The sequence below is a fragment of the Streptomyces sp. NPDC002138 genome (assembly GCF_040296485.1).
GTDB lineage: Bacteria > Actinomycetota > Actinomycetes > Streptomycetales > Streptomycetaceae > Streptomyces.
In genome coordinates this window covers 1-15,164 of sequence record NZ_JBEOXE010000111.1, presented here as the reverse complement: position 1 = coordinate 15,164, position 15,164 = coordinate 1, and the positions used below count along the sequence as shown (strand labels likewise).

General features: G+C 68.7%; 13 protein-coding genes and 2 pseudogenes. 11 read left to right on the top strand and 4 right to left on the bottom strand.

Going from position 1 to position 15,164, the window contains the following annotated elements:
• Window positions 1–105 precede the first annotated feature (105 nt).
• Window positions 106–950 (bottom strand): IS5 family transposase gene (locus ABT084_RS36405; protein WP_502969283.1). Its coding sequence is split into 2 segments (ribosomal slippage): window positions 106–620 and window positions 620–950, totalling 846 coding nucleotides; the frame shifts between segments, so codons are not numbered across the junction.
• 96 nt (window positions 951–1,046) lie between these two features.
• Between ABT084_RS36405 and ABT084_RS36400 the strand changes: the two genes are divergently transcribed.
• Window positions 1,047–2,255, top strand: coding sequence for an IS701 family transposase (locus ABT084_RS36400; protein ID WP_351053691.1), 1,209 nt, complete (start codon window positions 1,047–1,049; stop codon window positions 2,253–2,255).
• A 400-nt stretch (window positions 2,256–2,655) separates the two neighbouring features.
• Complete coding sequence (locus ABT084_RS36395) at window positions 2,656–3,060, top strand: hypothetical protein (RefSeq protein ID WP_351053688.1); 405 nt, start codon at window positions 2,656–2,658, stop codon at window positions 3,058–3,060.
• Window positions 3,061–3,174: 114 nt separating this feature from the next.
• Here ABT084_RS36395 and ABT084_RS36390 read toward each other — a convergent pair.
• The 3 genes and pseudogenes from ABT084_RS36390 to ABT084_RS36380 form a co-directional block, all read right to left on the bottom strand.
• Window positions 3,175–3,516: pseudogene (locus ABT084_RS36390) on the bottom strand (transposase); the annotation flags it as partial.
• A 136-nt stretch (window positions 3,517–3,652) separates the two neighbouring features.
• The gene (locus tag ABT084_RS36385) at window positions 3,653–4,696 is read right to left on the bottom strand and encodes a terpene synthase family protein (protein WP_351053685.1); all 1,044 of its coding nucleotides are present in this window, start codon (window positions 4,694–4,696) and stop codon (window positions 3,653–3,655) included.
• Window positions 4,697–5,150: 454 nt separating this feature from the next.
• Window positions 5,151–5,702 carry a hypothetical protein gene (locus ABT084_RS36380; RefSeq protein ID WP_351053682.1) on the bottom strand — a complete coding sequence of 184 codons (552 nt, stop codon included), beginning with the start codon at window positions 5,700–5,702 and terminating at the stop codon, window positions 5,151–5,153.
• A gap of 507 nt (window positions 5,703–6,209) precedes the next feature.
• Between ABT084_RS36380 and ABT084_RS36375 the strand changes: the two genes are divergently transcribed.
• The 9 genes and pseudogenes from ABT084_RS36375 to ABT084_RS38115 form a co-directional block, all read left to right on the top strand.
• Window positions 6,210–6,395 carry a hypothetical protein gene (locus ABT084_RS36375; protein WP_351053681.1) on the top strand — a complete coding sequence of 62 codons (186 nt, stop codon included), beginning with the start codon at window positions 6,210–6,212 and terminating at the stop codon, window positions 6,393–6,395.
• A 442-nt stretch (window positions 6,396–6,837) separates the two neighbouring features.
• Window positions 6,838–7,929, top strand: coding sequence for an AAA family ATPase (locus tag ABT084_RS36370; RefSeq protein WP_351053678.1), 1,092 nt, complete (start codon window positions 6,838–6,840; stop codon window positions 7,927–7,929).
• Window positions 7,930–8,091: 162 nt separating this feature from the next.
• Window positions 8,092–9,669, top strand: a complete 1,578-nt coding sequence (locus ABT084_RS36365; protein ID WP_502969284.1) for a TnsB C-terminal domain-containing protein — start codon at window positions 8,092–8,094, stop codon at window positions 9,667–9,669.
• Window positions 9,666–10,079 (top strand): AAA family ATPase, encoded by a 414-nt coding sequence (locus tag ABT084_RS36360; protein ID WP_351053672.1) that lies wholly within the window; start codon window positions 9,666–9,668, stop codon window positions 10,077–10,079. Before ABT084_RS36365 ends, ABT084_RS36360 begins: the two co-directional genes overlap by 4 nt.
• A 135-nt stretch (window positions 10,080–10,214) precedes the next feature.
• Window positions 10,215–11,261, top strand: coding sequence for a tyrosine-type recombinase/integrase (locus tag ABT084_RS36355; protein WP_351053669.1), 1,047 nt, complete (start codon window positions 10,215–10,217; stop codon window positions 11,259–11,261).
• Between the two features lie 22 nt (window positions 11,262–11,283).
• Window positions 11,284–11,685 (top strand): helix-turn-helix domain-containing protein, encoded by a 402-nt coding sequence (locus ABT084_RS36350; protein ID WP_351053667.1) that lies wholly within the window; start codon window positions 11,284–11,286, stop codon window positions 11,683–11,685.
• A gap of 442 nt (window positions 11,686–12,127) precedes the next feature.
• Window positions 12,128–13,222 (top strand): site-specific integrase, encoded by a 1,095-nt coding sequence (locus tag ABT084_RS36345; RefSeq protein WP_351053665.1) that lies wholly within the window; start codon window positions 12,128–12,130, stop codon window positions 13,220–13,222.
• A gap of 152 nt (window positions 13,223–13,374) precedes the next feature.
• The gene (locus tag ABT084_RS36340) at window positions 13,375–13,941 is read left to right on the top strand and encodes a hypothetical protein (protein ID WP_351053662.1); all 567 of its coding nucleotides are present in this window, start codon (window positions 13,375–13,377) and stop codon (window positions 13,939–13,941) included.
• Window positions 13,942–15,071: 1,130 nt separating this feature from the next.
• Window positions 15,072–15,164, top strand: a pseudogene (locus tag ABT084_RS38115) (hypothetical protein); the annotation flags it as partial.

The window sequence follows — 15,164 nt, the reverse complement described above, 5'->3', positions numbered from 1 at the left end:
TTCCAGGCACGTGTCAGCCACTACAAACGACGCGGCCACACGCCACCAGAAACTGCCCAACCGTCACAGCAAGCACCGTTGCAGTACTAGGCCGTTTCCTTCGGATCATCTCGCTGACCAGACGAAGATGGCTGCGAGATGGAGCCCGGCGAGGTAGATGGTGGCGGTCTTGTCGTATCGGGTGGCCAGGCCGCGCCATTGCTTGAGCTTGTTGATGCACCGCTCGACGGTGTTCCGCTGCTTGTAGGCCTCGCGGTCGAAGACCGGGGGACGGCCGCCGAGTCGGCCGAGCCGCTTGCGGTGGGCGACCTGGTCGGCGGGCTGTGGGATCACCGCCCGGATCCCGCGGCGCCGCAGGTGGGAGCGGATCGCGCGGGACGAGTAGGCCTTGTCGGCCAGGACCACGTCCGGTCGCTCTCTCGGCCTGCCGACCGGCCGCGGAACCCGTAATCGGGCCATGACCTTTGGGAACGCGGGTGCGTCACCAGCCTGGCCGGGTGTGATGAGGAAGGCCAGAGGCCGGCAGCGGTTGTCGGCGGCCAGATGGATTTTCGTGGTCAGTCCGCCGCGGGACCGTCCGAGGGCATGGTCGGCGGGCTCGCCGTCCGGGGCCCCTTTTGACGGGCCCCGGCGGCGTGCTGATGGGCACGGACGATGGTGGAGTCGACCGCGACGACCCAGTCCAGGTCGCCTTCGGCGTCGGCCTGCGCGAGCAGGGCGGTGAAGACCTTCTCCCAGGTCCCGTCCGCGGCCCACTTCCGCAGCCGGTTGTGGGCTCCCTTCCACGACCCGAAGTGCTCGGGCAGGTCCATCCACGGTGTCCCGGTCCGGTACTTGAACGCGATCGCGTCGATCACCTGCCGGTGATCACGCCACCGCCCACCCCGCCTCGGCGTCCGCTCCGGCAGCAACGGCTCGATCCGCGCCCACTGCGCGTCAGTCAACGACACACATCAACCAACGATCAGATGATCCGAAGGAAACGGCCTAGTAGTGCTTTGTTAGCTGGTCTTGTCACGGGGGGTGTCTGGTAGTTCGCTGGTTGTATGAGGGCTGGGGAGCTTGCGGCGGTGCGGGGTCGGTTGGAGGAGTTCGCCTCCGAGGTGTTCACGCCGCTGGTGCGGCGGGACCAGCGTGAGAAGGGCGCCTTGTACATGCGGGGGCTGCTGCTGGATGGCCGTAGGAAGTCGATGCAGCCGATGGCCGAGCGGCTCGGTGTCGACCACCAGCAGTTGCAGCAGTTCATGACGACCTCGACCTGGCCGGTCGGGGAAGTCCGGGCCCGCCTGGCCTGGCGGGCCGTACGGGCGGTGCGGCCGCAGGTGTGGGTGGTGGACGACACCGGCTTTCCCAAGGACGGCCGTTCCTCGCCCGGGGTGGCCCGGCAGTACTCCGGCACCCTGGGCAAGGTCGGCAACTGCCAGATCGGGGTGAGTGTTCATGCCGCTTCCGACACCGCCTCGTGCCCGCTGGCCTGGCGCCTGTTCCTGCCCGAGTCCTGGGACGGCCCGGACGCGGCCGGCCGTCGCCAGGCATGCCGGATCCCCGAGAACGAGCATCACCAGCCGAAATGGCGGCTCGCACTGGACATGCTCGACGAACTCGCCGGCACCGGGCTGCGGCCCGCCGTTCTGGTCGCGGACACCGGCTACGGCGCGAACGCCGATTTCCGGCGTGGTCTGGACGATCGCGGTCTGGCCTGGGTCTTGCAGGTCAAGGGCGAGATGACCGCACACGGCCTGGACGCGGTGCCGCACCAGCCCGACTACGGCGGGCTCGGGCCCCGCCCGCTGCCTCGCTACCGCGCCCGTCCCATCTCCCTGCGGGAGCATGTGCTGGCCGCGGGCCGAAGCAGCGGCCGGACTCTGACCTGGCGCAATGGCTCTAAAGCAGCCATGAGCTCGCACTTCGTGTTCCTGCGGGTCCGCCTCGCCGGCCGCCGCCCGAAACCAGCCGCTGACGGGACGATCGCGCTGTCGTGGCTGATCGCCCAGTGGCCCGAGGGCGAGGCGGAGCCGGTGAAGTACTGGGTCTCGAACCTGCCCGCCGACATCCCCGCCAGGGACCTGGTCCGCTTGGCGAAGGCCCGCTGGCGGATCGAGCACGACTACCGCGAGCTGAAGACCGCTCTGGGCCTGGACCACTTCGAGGGCCGCTCGTTTGCCGGCTGGCACCGGCACGTCACCCTCGTCACCGCCGCCCACCTGTTCCTGACCGAACAGCGGAGGAACCCAAAAGCCCCTGCCAGGGCCTGACCCTCTACCAGGCCCTGGACCTCCTCCAACACCTCATCGCGACCTGGACCGGCACCTGCCCGACCTGCCAGCAAACCGTGCCATGGCAGCCCTACGACACCACCTAACAAAGCACTACTAGGGCCTCTCTTTCGGATCTTGCCGGGCTGGCCCACGGCGTCGTGCTACTGGCGCACGCGCCCTCCGGAGACCCGGTTGGGCAGGTCCCACGGAGCGTTGCCGCAAGGTCCCCCCGTAGCGTCTGCTGGCTCGGGGCACTCGGGAACCGAGCACGGGGTCGGGGACTTTCACGCCACCCCGTCGGTTCTCAGCCGTTCCGCCGAGAGTCGGGGTCTGTTGACGCTCCGTACCTGCAAGGCTCTGAGCAGGTAGGCAGGGAGCCGGCCGACGAGGAGATGACATGTCCGAGGTCACGCCCAACGCAAAAGGCCCAGCCCCGATCCGGATCACGCCCGAGACGACCGAGCGCGACGTCGCCCAGGGCACAGTCGAGACACCGCTCCCCAAGGAGAGCATTGTTGGGGAGTCCTACCCCGTCGTATTCTCCTTCACCAACAACGGGCCTTCCCCGGTAGACCTCTCCACCTTCACCCCCAATTACCCGCCCGAATTCACGGAGAACTCGAGCCCCAGCCCCTGTGGCACTTCCCTGGCGCCGGGGGCAACTTGCACCGTCGAAGGCGACCTTGTGCCGACTGAGGAGGTGACTTACACGGTCGGACTAATCCTCGACTACGACGGAGTGGATATCCCCCTGTCGACTTCTACGACGGCGGTTCGTGAACCCAAGGAATCGGCTCTCTGACGAAAGCTCGCAACAGGGGCTCCCGGGGAGATCTCCTCGGCCTGCGGTTAGACAGCCGGATCCCGGCCTGAAGCCATAGCCCACCCGCGCTGCCCCTGGACCGTTTCCTTCGGATTACTGTGCGGCCCACATGTGGATGGCGGCGATGACCAGGCCCGCGCGGTAGATCACGGCGTTCTTGTCATAGCGGGTGGCCAGGCCGCGCCACTGTTTGAGGCGGTTGATGCACCGCTCGACGGTGTTGCGCTGCTTGTAGGCGTCGCGGTCGAGGTGACGCGGTCGGCCTCCGAGCCGGCCGCGCCGTCTGCGGTTCGCCTTCTGGTCGTCGGGCTCAGGGATCACCGCGCGGATCCCGCGCCGACGCAAGTGCGCACGGATCGCCCGCGATGAATACGCCTTGTCGGCCAGCACCGTGACCGGCCGGGTGCGCGGTCGACCGACCGAACGCGGGACCCTGGGAAAAACCGGCCGACCCCGCCCAGCTCACCCCGGCATGCGCGCTACCTGGCCACTGAGCGTCATGGTTGGCGACCGCGGTGCTCGCTTCGGGGCGGTGAGCAGACAGGGCTGAGCACGCTGGTGGGGTTTCGGCCTATCGTCGGCCTGGCGCCGGAGGGTCGGCGCTGGTGGCAAGGTTCTCGACGTTGAGGTAGCCCGTTGTGGCGGGGGATGCCAGCTGCGCAACCTGGGCTGTGTAGCGCCCGGCAAGCCGGTGCCAGTCGTAGATGCCGCGCATGTAGGCGCAGATCGCGTCGATGTACCGGTCGGCGGCTTCCTGCGCGAGGCGAGGAAGCCCGAGGCGTTGGCTCAGAGGCGCGGTCTGGCGTCGCACGTCTGCCAACCGCTCTACCTGTGCATCGGCGCGTCTGCGGAGTTCGTCGATTGCCTCCAATCTCGTGCTGCCCCGCTCGCGCATGAGGCAGCGGACCAGATTGGGGGCGTCGCGTGCCTCGTCGTTCTCCAGGGAGTAGACCTCGTTGATCAGGATGATCACGTCGGTGACGATCTCCCGGGCGGACTCCAGGGCCGTGCTGTAGACGACGGGGGCGGGGACCTCGAAATGCCCGACCCGCTCGCACACGTCGATCGAGGGCCTGACCCCTATCACCTTGCGGCGCAGGCGCATCCACTCCTCACTGTCAGGGACCATGCCGGCCCGCCGGTCGACAGCCTCGGTGAGATTCGCGGCCAGGTACTCCATCCAGTGCTGCGCGGTGCGCTCCTGCCAGCGGGGTGACATGCCGTGGGCCATGCGCTGCCACACGTCGGCAAACGCATCGGCGAGCGGCGAGGAAACAAGGGGCGGGGTGCCCGGTGGGCGGTGCAGCAGATCGATCAGTTCCTCGCAGACGGTCGCGGCCGGCGGCCACTGCCCCAGAGGTACGTCGAACTGGTCGTCGAAGAGGAAGAACCAGCCATTGACGTCGAAGGCGAGATCGAGGTCCTCGCCTTCCGCACCGGGGTACGAGTAGGCGGCGACATCGGCCACCTGGGAGAACAGATAGCGGCGCTCGGCCTCACCACTGCTCACCAAGCCCATCCGGCGGGCCCAGCGGAGGTTGCGCTCGCGGGCTGCCTCCAGCTCCGGCGCCGTCCAGGAACGGATGGGGATGGCGAATTCCACCTGCTGGGGCATTCTGTACTCTTTCGCCGAGATCTCGAACGCTGAGCCTCGCCCCAGTCCCGTACACCACCTGGTCAGCGACGCTTTCGCGACTCATCGTGGAGATCATCCGCGAGGGCCCGGACCGCCCCAGCGGCCCCGACGGCGATTGGCGATTTTCAGTGGCTGGATGGCGGGAAACGGCTGTCACGTCCCAGGTCATCGGCCGCCAACAGAGTTGAGCGCCGCTGTGGTCAACTATCCCGCTCAGTCACACGTGGGCGTGTCGGGATTTGTGCGGCGTGTGGTTGGTTCGTGCGGCGCGGCGCGGCGGTGTCGGGCACACTGCCGACATGACCGATTACCGATGACCGATGAGCGGTGCGCGGCGGTGCGAGCCGACACCGTTGCCGGGTGTCGGCTCGCACCGCTGTGCTCACTGTTCGTTGGGTTCCGGGTTCCAGGGGGCTGGCCCGCCTCGGCCGTGCTACCCGGTCGGCTTCTCAGTCCCGAAGGAAATCCCGTCCAGGAGGTTGCCGGGCGCCTGGTTGCTGCCTGCTGCCGCGACCGGGCGGAGGCTGAACCGGGTGATCGTCTGCCCGTTCGGGACCGTGTAGGTGCCGGTGTAGCGGCGCCAGGCGGTGTTGCCGTCAGCCATCCGGCGCTGCTCCACCATGGTGCCAGGCGCGCCGATGTCCAGCGCCATGACGTTTTCAGCGAGCCGGCCGCGGTGGTACAGACTCCAGTGCAGCGTGGTGCCCGGCGTGGTCTCCAAGTCCTGGTACAGGGTCGAAACGGTGTACGAGTTCAGTTCGGCGAACTGGGTGCCTACGGCAGCGGACACATCCTGGGAGGGCGCTCGCCAGATTTCGATCGTGTGGTCGGGGGCGGTGGTCCGCCAGCCCTGGACCCGGACGGGCGCATCCGTCTGGGAGGCGTCAGGGATGAGCTGGTGGGTGCCAGCGGGGATGGCGGGCTCTTCGAAGGAGCCGTTGATTAGAGCCACTTGGCGTAGCCGGGATTCCTGGGAGGCTGACACGAGAGTTTCTCCTTCTTGCTCGGGCTGATCGCTGGCTCTATCTGCACTGGGAGGGCAACCGGACTAGCTTAGCGAAGTGGATCAACTACGTAGAGCGAAAGAGCGGGTTCCGGGTGCGATGAGCGGCTTTCGTGTGATTGGCGTGTGGCGGTGATGTTCCGTCAGGTCGGCTGGATTTCCACAGGTGAGAGGCGTGTGGGGGCTGTGCGCTGACTGAGATGGAAGCGGTGTCCGGGGTTGCGACACCTGGGGCTGCTTCGAGCTTCCTCGCTGCTTGGTGAAAGGGGTCGTCCACCTGTGGTGGGCGGCCCCTTTCGCATGCCCGGTCCCAGTCCTGCGGTTGACCCGTTCGGGTGGGTTGCGGTCCTCGCGTACGCGTAGGCGGTTTGTGCGGTGTGCGTCCAACTCGCCCTGAATGCAGCCCTCTTGACAGCTTTCGGGGTGTTTCGTCATGGTTCGTTCGCGGTCCGAGGGTCGGGCTGGTGTTGTGCGTTTGGGGTGCGTTTCATGGCGAAGCGTGAGGTGTACGACGTGTACGGGGCGGCGTCCCGGTTGCGGGTGTCGGTGGCTGCGTGGCGGTGGGCGGTCGGCTCGGGCTTGGTCCCGGTGGCCGATGCGGGGGAGTGGTCGTGGTCGCGGGCGGTGGTGGAGGCCGCTGACCCGGAGGCGGTGCGGGCCGCGTTGCGGGTGTGAGTTGGGGGTGTGGTGGCGGGGCTTGGGCGTCATCGGTGCCTGACAGTTTTCTGGGCTGGTAGAGCGTGGTTTCTCGGTCCCTGATGGCTGTCATGGGGTGACCAAGGGGCTGTCATTCGCCGGTAGCACGTGGACTGTGTGGCTGTCACAGGGTTGGAAGTTCCTGTGTTCGGGGTGGCCTGCTTGGGCTGTGCTGGAGGGTATGGCTGCTGGGTTGGGTTCTGCCACGTCTGGTGAAGCGTCGTTGGCTGCGGGCTCTGGTGCGGGTCGGGGTGTGGTGGTTCGGCGTCTGCTCGCGGTGGACGAGTAGGGGGTCGTTTCCCGGCTGCATGTGAAGGTTGCGGCGGAGCTTGCCGGGGTCTCGGAGCGGACGGTGTGGCGTTGGCTCGCTGAGGGGCGGGAGGGGCGGATTGAGGCGAGGCCGCGCCGGGACGGGTTCGCGTTGAGCGAGCCGCTCTGGGCAGTCCTCGCGGAAGAGGGCGGGAACGTCTCCGGCTTGCATCGGCGGATAGAGCGGGCACACGCCGATGGTGGGCTGGAGGAGTGGGGTGTCACGCGCGTCCCGTCTCTCTCGACGCTCCAGCGCGTGGTACTCCGTGATCTGCGGGCTGGACGGGTGCTGGAGGTGGCTCGGCCGTCGCGGAACCGGGTCGAGGCGGGCCGCTATGACCGGGTCCTGGCCGAGCTGAAGCTTGAACGGGCGGGTGAAGGCCTGCCGGTGGTCGACGCGGTTCCAGTGGCCCCGCCAGGGCCTGGGACGGGTGAAGGCGGCGAGGAGGACACTGGTCCGTCGCGGGATGGGGTGCGGTTGTTCGTGCCGGGTGCGCGGGTGGTGTCGACGGCCGGGGTGGCTGCGGTGGTGGAGGTTGCGGCGCACACGGTGGCGGCGCGGGGGATTGGGTGTGTGTTCGGGGAGCCGGGGGTGGGGAAGACGGTGGCGGTGCAGCAGGCGCTGCATCTGCTGCCTGATCGGGTTCCGGTGTGGCGGGCGGTGGTCGGCGTAAAGCCGGGCCTGCCGCAGATGCGCGCGTCGCTGCTGGACGCGCTGGGGCTGGCAGCGGGTTCTCTCTCGCACCGTGCGCAGCCGGCGGACCACGCCCTCGGAGAGGCGCTGCGGCGCCCCGGGGTGTTGTTCCTCGACGACGCGCAACGCTTGTCCCCGCCGCTGCTGGACTACTTGCGCCTGCTGTGGGACGAGCCGGGTACGGCGGCTGCGTTGCTGCTGTGTGGGGCGGGCGCGGAGCGGGTGATCGCGCGGGCGTCGGCGTTGCGGTCGCGGGTGCTGACCTGGCACCAGGTCCCCGGGCTGGACCAGGAGCGGCTTGCGGAGATGCTGGCGTTGTTCCATGACGTGTGGGAGGGCGTCGATCCGGCGGATGTGGGGTGGGCGGATGCGACGGTGGCGCGGGGCAACTTCCGTACCTGGGCGAAGATCACCTCCCACGTCTATGCCCTGTCCAGGAGAGGCCGGGACGTACGGGTGGACCGCGCGCTGATGGAACAGGCCTGCGCCCGGCTCGGCCCCTACCCGTAACGGCCGGCGTAGCGGGATCGGAAGAGGGAGACCAAGACCGGGCGGTAGGGAGCAGTTTCCATGATCAGTGCATCCGAGGCGGGAGAGCCGGCATCGCTGGCCGCGCCGCAACCGATACCTGAGCTCCAGGGTCCGGCGCTCGCGGTGTTGAGGGGGCCCGCTGTGCAGCGGTTGTTGTGGCTGCGGGCCCAACGTCGGCTTTCGCGGGGGCACGTGCGCCTTGCGGGGGAGTGTCTGGGGGTGTCGGAGCGGACGGTGTGGCGGTGGCTCGCGCAGGCCGAAGCTGATGCGGACGCAGGGGCTGTTCCGGGTGCCCGGTCGGTGGACCGGTTCGAGGTGACGCCGGAGGTACGGGTGCTGCTCGCGTACTGGCGGGGGAACGCCTCGGCGGTCCACCGGCAGCTGGTCGTCCGGACCCGGACGTCGGCTGGTGAGCCGGCCCTCGCGGTTCCCGGCGGTGCGCCGACGGATGCGGTCCCGCTACTTGATCCGGTGCCGTCGTTGTCGACGTTCCTGCGTGCGGTGCGCCGTGACCTGACGGCGGGTGAACGCGCGGGTCTGGCCCGGGGGCCGGAGGCAGCCCGGGCGCATGATGTGTTCGGGCGTCGCCCGACGGAGTGGCGGAACCGTACCTGGGAGGCCGATCACGTCCAGGCGCCGCTTGTGGTTGACGCGGACGGGGAGCTGGTGCGCCCGTGGGTGACGTGGTTCATCGACGTCGCGACGAAGACCATCACCGGTACCGCGGTCACCCCCGGCCATCCGTCCCGGGCCTCGATCCTTGCAGCTCTGCGTGCCGCGGTGCTGCGCACGGGCCCGTACGGGCCAGCGGGCGGCATCCCGGAACAGGTGCGGGTCGACCGCGGCCGGGATTTCCTGTCGAAGACCGTCCTTGGCGCCTTCACCGACCTGGATACCAAACGCGAGGATCTGCCTGCGTACAGCCCTCATTTGAAGGGCACGGTGGAGAACCTCAACCGGTGCGCGGACCGCATGCTCTTCGCCGTCCTGCCCGGCTACACCCTCACCCCCAAGCCCCGGCCTGCCAAGAAGAAGCCCAAGCCCGACGAGCCGGTGCCGCTGACCTTCGCGGAGTTCACTGCCGAGGTCCTGGACTGGGCGCGCTGGTGGAACACCGAGCACCGTCCCGCCGGCCTTGCCGGGCGGACCCCTCTCGAGGCCTGGCAGGCCGATCCCACGCCCCTGTCGGACATTCCTGAGGCCGCCTTGTGGGGGTTGATGCTGGAGGACGACGGCCGGGTCCGGAAGCTGAGCAGCCACGGCGTCCGTTGGCATGGCCGGGACTACCTCGGCGCGTGGATGGCCGGCCAGGCAGGGCGCAGCGTCCGGATCCGGCACATGCCCCACCATGACCACGAGATCGAGGTCTGCGACCCGGCGGGCCGCCACCTGGGCACTGCCCACCTTGCCGACGCTGCCACCCCGGAACAGCTCGACGAGCTGCGCCGCACCCGCACCCTACGGGCCCGCCGCCTGCGCGAGGAGACGAAGAAGGCCGAGGCCCTGCGCCGACAGCGCTTCGCCCCGGCCACGACGCCCACGCCCGCGCAGCGCCTGGGCGCCGTCACGGCAGCCCAAGCAGATCAGGAACTCACAGAGTCCGCCGACAGAGACATGGCAGCCTTGGCCCTGCCGAACCTCATTCCGCCCGCCCCACCGCCTGACGACTGGAACACCCCGGCCTCCCTCCGCCACGCCGCCCGAGAAGAGAAGCGATGACGAGCCAGCTGCCGCCGCGGGAAACCGACCACTACACCCAGCTCGCGGACGCCGCGGTCGTCACGACCCGGGCGCTCCTGGCCGCGCGGGAGAACATCGCAGACACGATCGAGGCCAGGGCGATGATGTGCCTCCACGGCCCGGCAGGCGTCGGCAAGACCCTCGCAGTGAATGTCTGCCTGCGTGAGCTGGAGCGGACCCGGGGCGAGGAGGTCTGCCGGATCGCCTTCCGCGCCCGCCCCACGGCCCGCGCGGTGCGCCACGAACTCTTCGCCGCGCTGGGTCTGCCGGGCGAACCGCCGCGTCACCCGTCTGAGTTCGATCGGCTGCTTCTGGACTCGCTGGCAGCCCAGCCTCGTACGCTGGTCGTTGATGAGGCTCAGTGGCTGAATCGAGAGACGTGTGGATGAGCCGGTTGTTTCGCTGGTGGGGTTGCTTTTGATCTGCTGGGTCGTTGGGTTTGTCGGTGGCATGAGGGTTGTTCAGGTGCTGCCTTAACTCGATGGCAGACGGGGTGCGTGGTAGGTGTGGGGGAGCGGGGCGGCTTGTGGCTGGTCGAGGGCGGATTGCGCGTCTCGTCTGATGGGGCTGCCGGTTCGGTGGATGATCCGTGGGTGTACCAGGCCGGGTGTGCGGGGGCGTTCGCGCGGACGTGGGTGGTGCGGGGGTTCGCTCCGACGACGGTTCGTGGCTACAGCTCGCTCCTCGCCCGTGTGCTGGGTCGTTTCGACTGCCCGGTGTGGGAGGTGGTCGCGGAGGACGTGGATGAGATGCTCCACGCCCTGGCGGTGGCTGGTCTGGCTCCGGGTACACGCCGCCAGTACCTGCAGATGCTCCGCGCGTTCCACGGGTTCGTCGCTGAACGTTACGGTTCCCAGGTCCGGGCGCGGTTCGGTATGCCGGTCGCCGGCAGCGGCCTGGACCGCTTCAACCACGTCCGCCACGCCGGCGACGACTCGCCTACTGGACCGCCTCCAAGCGCCGAACGGCTGAAGGACTTCTTCGCCTTTACCCGCGCCCAGGTAGCAGTCGCAGCGGAGTATCGGGCGATGGCGCGGGACTACGCGCTGCTGCGCACGCCGTACCACTCGGCGCTCCGGGTGAGCGAGCTCGTGAGCCTGGACCTGTGCGACGTCCATCCGGGGCTGGGGCCGTCGGGGAAGCTGCATGTGCGGTTCGGGAAGGCGGCGAACACATCGGGGCCGCGCCCCAGGTGGGCTCCGATGCTTGATGGCCTGGACCGGATCTTGGCCTGGTATCTGGCCGATGTCCGCCCGCTGTTCCCTCCTACCGCTGCGCTGTTCTGCGACGACGACGGCCAGGCGCTCAAGCCGGGGACGGTACGCGATCGTCTGGCCCGCCTGCTGGACGTTGAGGGCCGCGGCTGGGACGAGCGGTTCACGCCACATGCGCTGCGCCGGGCGTGCGCGACGCATCAGTACGAGCGGGGCATGGACCTGATCGCGGTCCAGCAGCTCCTCGGCCACCGCCACATCGCCTCGACGATGTCGTATGTGAAGCCATCACAGACGTTCATCGAGGACGCCTGGCGGCGCGTGACGGACTCGGCAGTCCGTGAACTGGCCGGCTGAGGCAGGACAGGAGACCGAGCAGATGATCGGATCAGATCCGCCCGCACGGGACGCGGCTTCCGTGGTCGGTGCGGGAGTGGAGTGGCGGCTGCGGATGGCCGCGGCGGAGCGCGGTGTGTGGACGGGAACCCAGCTGCGCCGACTGCTGGCAGAGCGGTCTGGAGTGGACTTGTCGCCCGCGTCGGTGTCCGCGCTGTTCACCAAGCAGCCCGTCCAGGTGAAGCTGTCCACGCTCGCCGCCCTGTGCACGGCTCTCGGCTGTGCTCCCGGCGATCTGCTCATCTTGCACCCCATGGCGGATTCTGCAGCTCTGGCCTCGGTGTCGACAGGGCCGCGGTCGTCGAAGCCGGAGGGTCCCCGAGCATCGCCAGCCACACATCAGCCCCAACCAGACTCTTCGCGCCGGTCGCTGCCTCCGCTCTGACCACAAGAACCCACGCCTGTCCCACCACACGCTTGGATCCCATCGCATGGCAGCCTCTGTTCCCGACGCCGCCCAGGGCCGGTGCCCGGGCTGTACGAAGCTGCGTTGGCTGCGCCCGGGCACCGGCCGTTGCGCCTGGTGCTCGCGTACGTGTCCGGGCTGTGGTGGGGGCAGGCGTGTTGCGGAGGAGACGTGCGCAGCGTGCCGTCGCCGTGCAGCGGGGTGCCCTGCAGTTGGCCCGTGCCGGCGCTGCGGACGCCGTCGGACCCTGGAGGCCGCCACCCAGTGGTGTCGGCCGTGCTCCGATCCCGCGAAGGCCGGCCCTCCCGTCGCCTGTTCGGGATGCGGGGCCCTGGCTCAGTGGGCGCGTGGGATGTGCAAGGCCTGCTACGAGCATTCGCCGCACACGGTGGAAACCCGTGCGGCCAGCTGGGCCGGAAGGTTGCCGCAGATACCTTCCTGGTGGGGCGCCTTCACCGCCCACCTGGCGACTCACCGGCATGCCTTCTACGCCGCGGACGCCGTCGCCCACACTGCCCGTCTGATCCTCGATACCGGCACCATCGACCCGCACACGCTCCTCAGCCACGCACGCCGCAGGACTCCTTGGCTCGGGCGGCCCCTCACCGACTTCTTCCACGCCCAGCACCTTCTCGAAGTGCCCGGTAAAGCCGAGGAGGCGAGAGCGGCCGCCCGCCGGGAGCGCCGCATCCAAGCCGTCCCCGCCCCGCTGCGCCCCGCCGCCCGCAGCTTCGCCGAGGCCCTGCTGGTCCAGCGTGAGCGTGCTGAGGGGCTGGGGCTGCGACCGAATCGGCTGAAGACCATCGAGGTCCGCCTCGACACCATCCGCGATCTGGCCCGCTACGCCTATGCCCAGGGACACACCACGTGGGCAGCCTTGAGCATCACGGAGCTGGAGACGTTCCTCGCCCGCAACCCAGCCCGCAGGGCCTCTTGGCTGGCGGGACTGCGCCAGTTCTTCTCCCACGTCCACCGCACCGGCGTGGTCCTCCACAACGCCGCCGCGCTCCTCGACGCCCCACAATCACGCGGCTTTCGGGGCACCACCCTCACCCTGGCCGAACAGCGTGTCCTCTACCGGCGCTGGAGCAACGGCGCGGACGTCCACCCGCATGAGGCGTTCATCGGCCTGGCCGCGCTTCTCCACGCCGCGACCACCACCGAACTCCGCCTCCTCACCCTCGACCAGATCAGCACCGCCTGCCGCACGGTCCGCTTTCCTGGCCGCTCCATCGACATCGAACTCGACACGGCGACCTGGAACGCACTCGCGGGCTGCCTCGGTCACCGGGCTGCGCTGCGTACGGACAACCCGTACGTGCTGGTGACCCGCCTGACCAGAACGGCCATCGGCCCGGCCGGCGCCGCACATGTCCGCGACAGCCTGGCCCCTGTCCACTTGCTGCCTCGCATCCTGCGCTCCACACGTCTGCTCACCCTCGCTGATGAGCTTGACATCAAGCAGCTCACTGAGGCACTGGGCATGTCCTATGCCGGAGCCGCCCACTACCTGTAGCCAGGTGTTCGGAGCCGATTCGCTGGTTGCAGGCATCAAGTGCGGTGACTGGCCGAAACTATGTTCAACTTCCCCATAGTCAGAGGAGCTCAGTCAGAACTGTGGAACTCAGGTAGAGTTAACTTTGCTACGTACTCAGATAGGGGGAAATTATGAAACTGACCGTGTTTCAGTTTGAGGGGACAGCTGCGGAGTTCGATGCATCCCAGGCTGTCCAGCAGCTGATTGCCCAGGGGGGCGGGTCGGCTGCGGGCGTTGTGAGTGGGGTCTCGGTTCCGTCCGTGGGCTCTGCTGAGGTCGCGATCCCGGGTGTCGCAGTTGAAGGGCAGGAGACAGTGCGCGCGCTTCTCCGCGGCAACCCGGCGGCCGTTCGCTTCGTCGAGTTCCTCGCTGAGGCCACTTCCTGGCCCGATGCCAAGGTCCACGGCATCAGGCGTCAGCGGGCCGAGCCGGAGTCGGCGCTGGACTACGGGGATTATCTGAGGGTGCGTCGGCAGGGCTCGCCGAAGGGGGCGTTCGCGTACGTGTACGCACACAACGGCGTGATCAACCTGCGGCTTCCCTATAACACGGACGACGAGCTGCTCGGTCGTCTCGCGCCTGCCGCCTACCGGCTTGAAGGCGGCAACCACGAGTACCGCATCAGCGTTCAGATCGTGGACGAAGCGACCCGTGATCAGGCCATTCAGCTTGCAAAGGTCGCCTACGACCGCACCTGATATCGGTGTGCGTGGGCTGCTCAGGTTGGGTGGGCGCTGCGCAGTTTCACTGGTCCGTGACACCAGCTGTCGCAGGTCGGTGGATCTGGCACGAGGTGATCTTTCCAGAGTCTAGCTCTGATTCAGATTGAAGCATTCTGCTTGGAAGGCTGCTCTGCTGGGTCTGCTCAGTGCTTCGGCGCGGGGAGTACCGGAGCCTGCGCAGCAGGCCCGCTCTGGTGGAGCGCAGGCCTCAGGTACCCGCTTCGAAGGGGGGCGGTCTCGACCGGGCTGATGGGGCTCGGCCCCCTCATTGCCGTCGGCTGGCCCGCGGAGCGGGTGCACTCGATGGGTCGGGTGTACCCCCTGGGGGGTCTGTTGGGGGCTGTGTTTAGGGTCTTGGGGTGATCCAGCCTCTTACGGGGCCTCCTACGTGGAGGCATCCTCTTGCCGCGTTCCTCATGGTCTTTGTGATATCCGCCTGCTGGTATGGGCTTCAGCCGGTCCCTCAGGAGTGCGTTCTGATGTTTGGAGGGGGGACCAGTTGGAAGGAGGCGTATCGGCAGGCCCTTGAGTCGGGGGTATGTGAGGAGCCGGCGCGTTGGAGGACTTGGATCGAGTGACCCGACGCGAAGCCCGCGCAGAACCTTCGGCGAGACAGGCTCGGCTGTCTCGACTCAGGCTTGCAGCCGTGCGCCTTCCCCTCACTCCCGGAACATCCCGCTGACGGGGTTCGTCAAGCCGGTGAAGTGCGCAGGCTGGCGTCCTACGGGGGTAGCTGATGCGGAGGGCGAGCAGAAGTTCGGGACGGCACCGATCCCCCTCTGCTGCTGGCGGGCCCGCGGAGCGGGCTGGTCCTGGAGGCGGAGCCGGAAGGACTTTGGGTGGGGGAGCGCAGCGGACCCGCCCAACGGGCCAGCGGCCCGGGCCCCGTGAAACGGGGTCACCTCCCGCGCTCCGCGCGGGAGCCCTGAGGTCCGCGTAGCGGGCCCGCTCTGGTGGAGCGCAGCGGAACCAGAGCCAGTCCGGAGCGAAGCGCAGGACTCCGGCCGAAGGCCGGCGATGGCTCGGAGCGAAGCGCAGAGCCTGGGCCCGAAGGGCCCCGGCCGAGCGCAGCGAGGCCGTTCAGTCCTGAGCGCGCAGCGCTCAGGATCCCGGACAAGGCGATCGACCTGATCGACGAGGCCGGCTCCCGGATGCGCATCCGCCGGATGACCGCGCCGCCGGACCTCCGCGAATTCGAC

Excerpts from the sequence above, each read along its gene's own strand:
- ABT084_RS36360 (WP_351053672.1), top strand. The coding sequence starts at position 9,666 with ATGACGAGCCAGCTGCCGCCGCGGGAAACCGACCACTACACCCAGCTC.
- ABT084_RS36395 (WP_351053688.1), top strand. The coding sequence starts at position 2,656 with ATGTCCGAGGTCACGCCCAACGCAAAAGGCCCAGCCCCGATCCGGATC.
- ABT084_RS36400 (WP_351053691.1), top strand. The coding sequence starts at position 1,047 with ATGAGGGCTGGGGAGCTTGCGGCGGTGCGGGGTCGGTTGGAGGAGTTC.
- ABT084_RS36350 (WP_351053667.1), top strand. The coding sequence starts at position 11,284 with ATGATCGGATCAGATCCGCCCGCACGGGACGCGGCTTCCGTGGTCGGT.
- ABT084_RS36385 (WP_351053685.1), bottom strand. The coding sequence starts at position 4,696 with ATGCCCCAGCAGGTGGAATTCGCCATCCCCATCCGTTCCTGGACGGCG.
- ABT084_RS36375 (WP_351053681.1), top strand. The coding sequence starts at position 6,210 with ATGGCGAAGCGTGAGGTGTACGACGTGTACGGGGCGGCGTCCCGGTTG.
- ABT084_RS36340 (WP_351053662.1), top strand. The coding sequence starts at position 13,375 with ATGAAACTGACCGTGTTTCAGTTTGAGGGGACAGCTGCGGAGTTCGAT.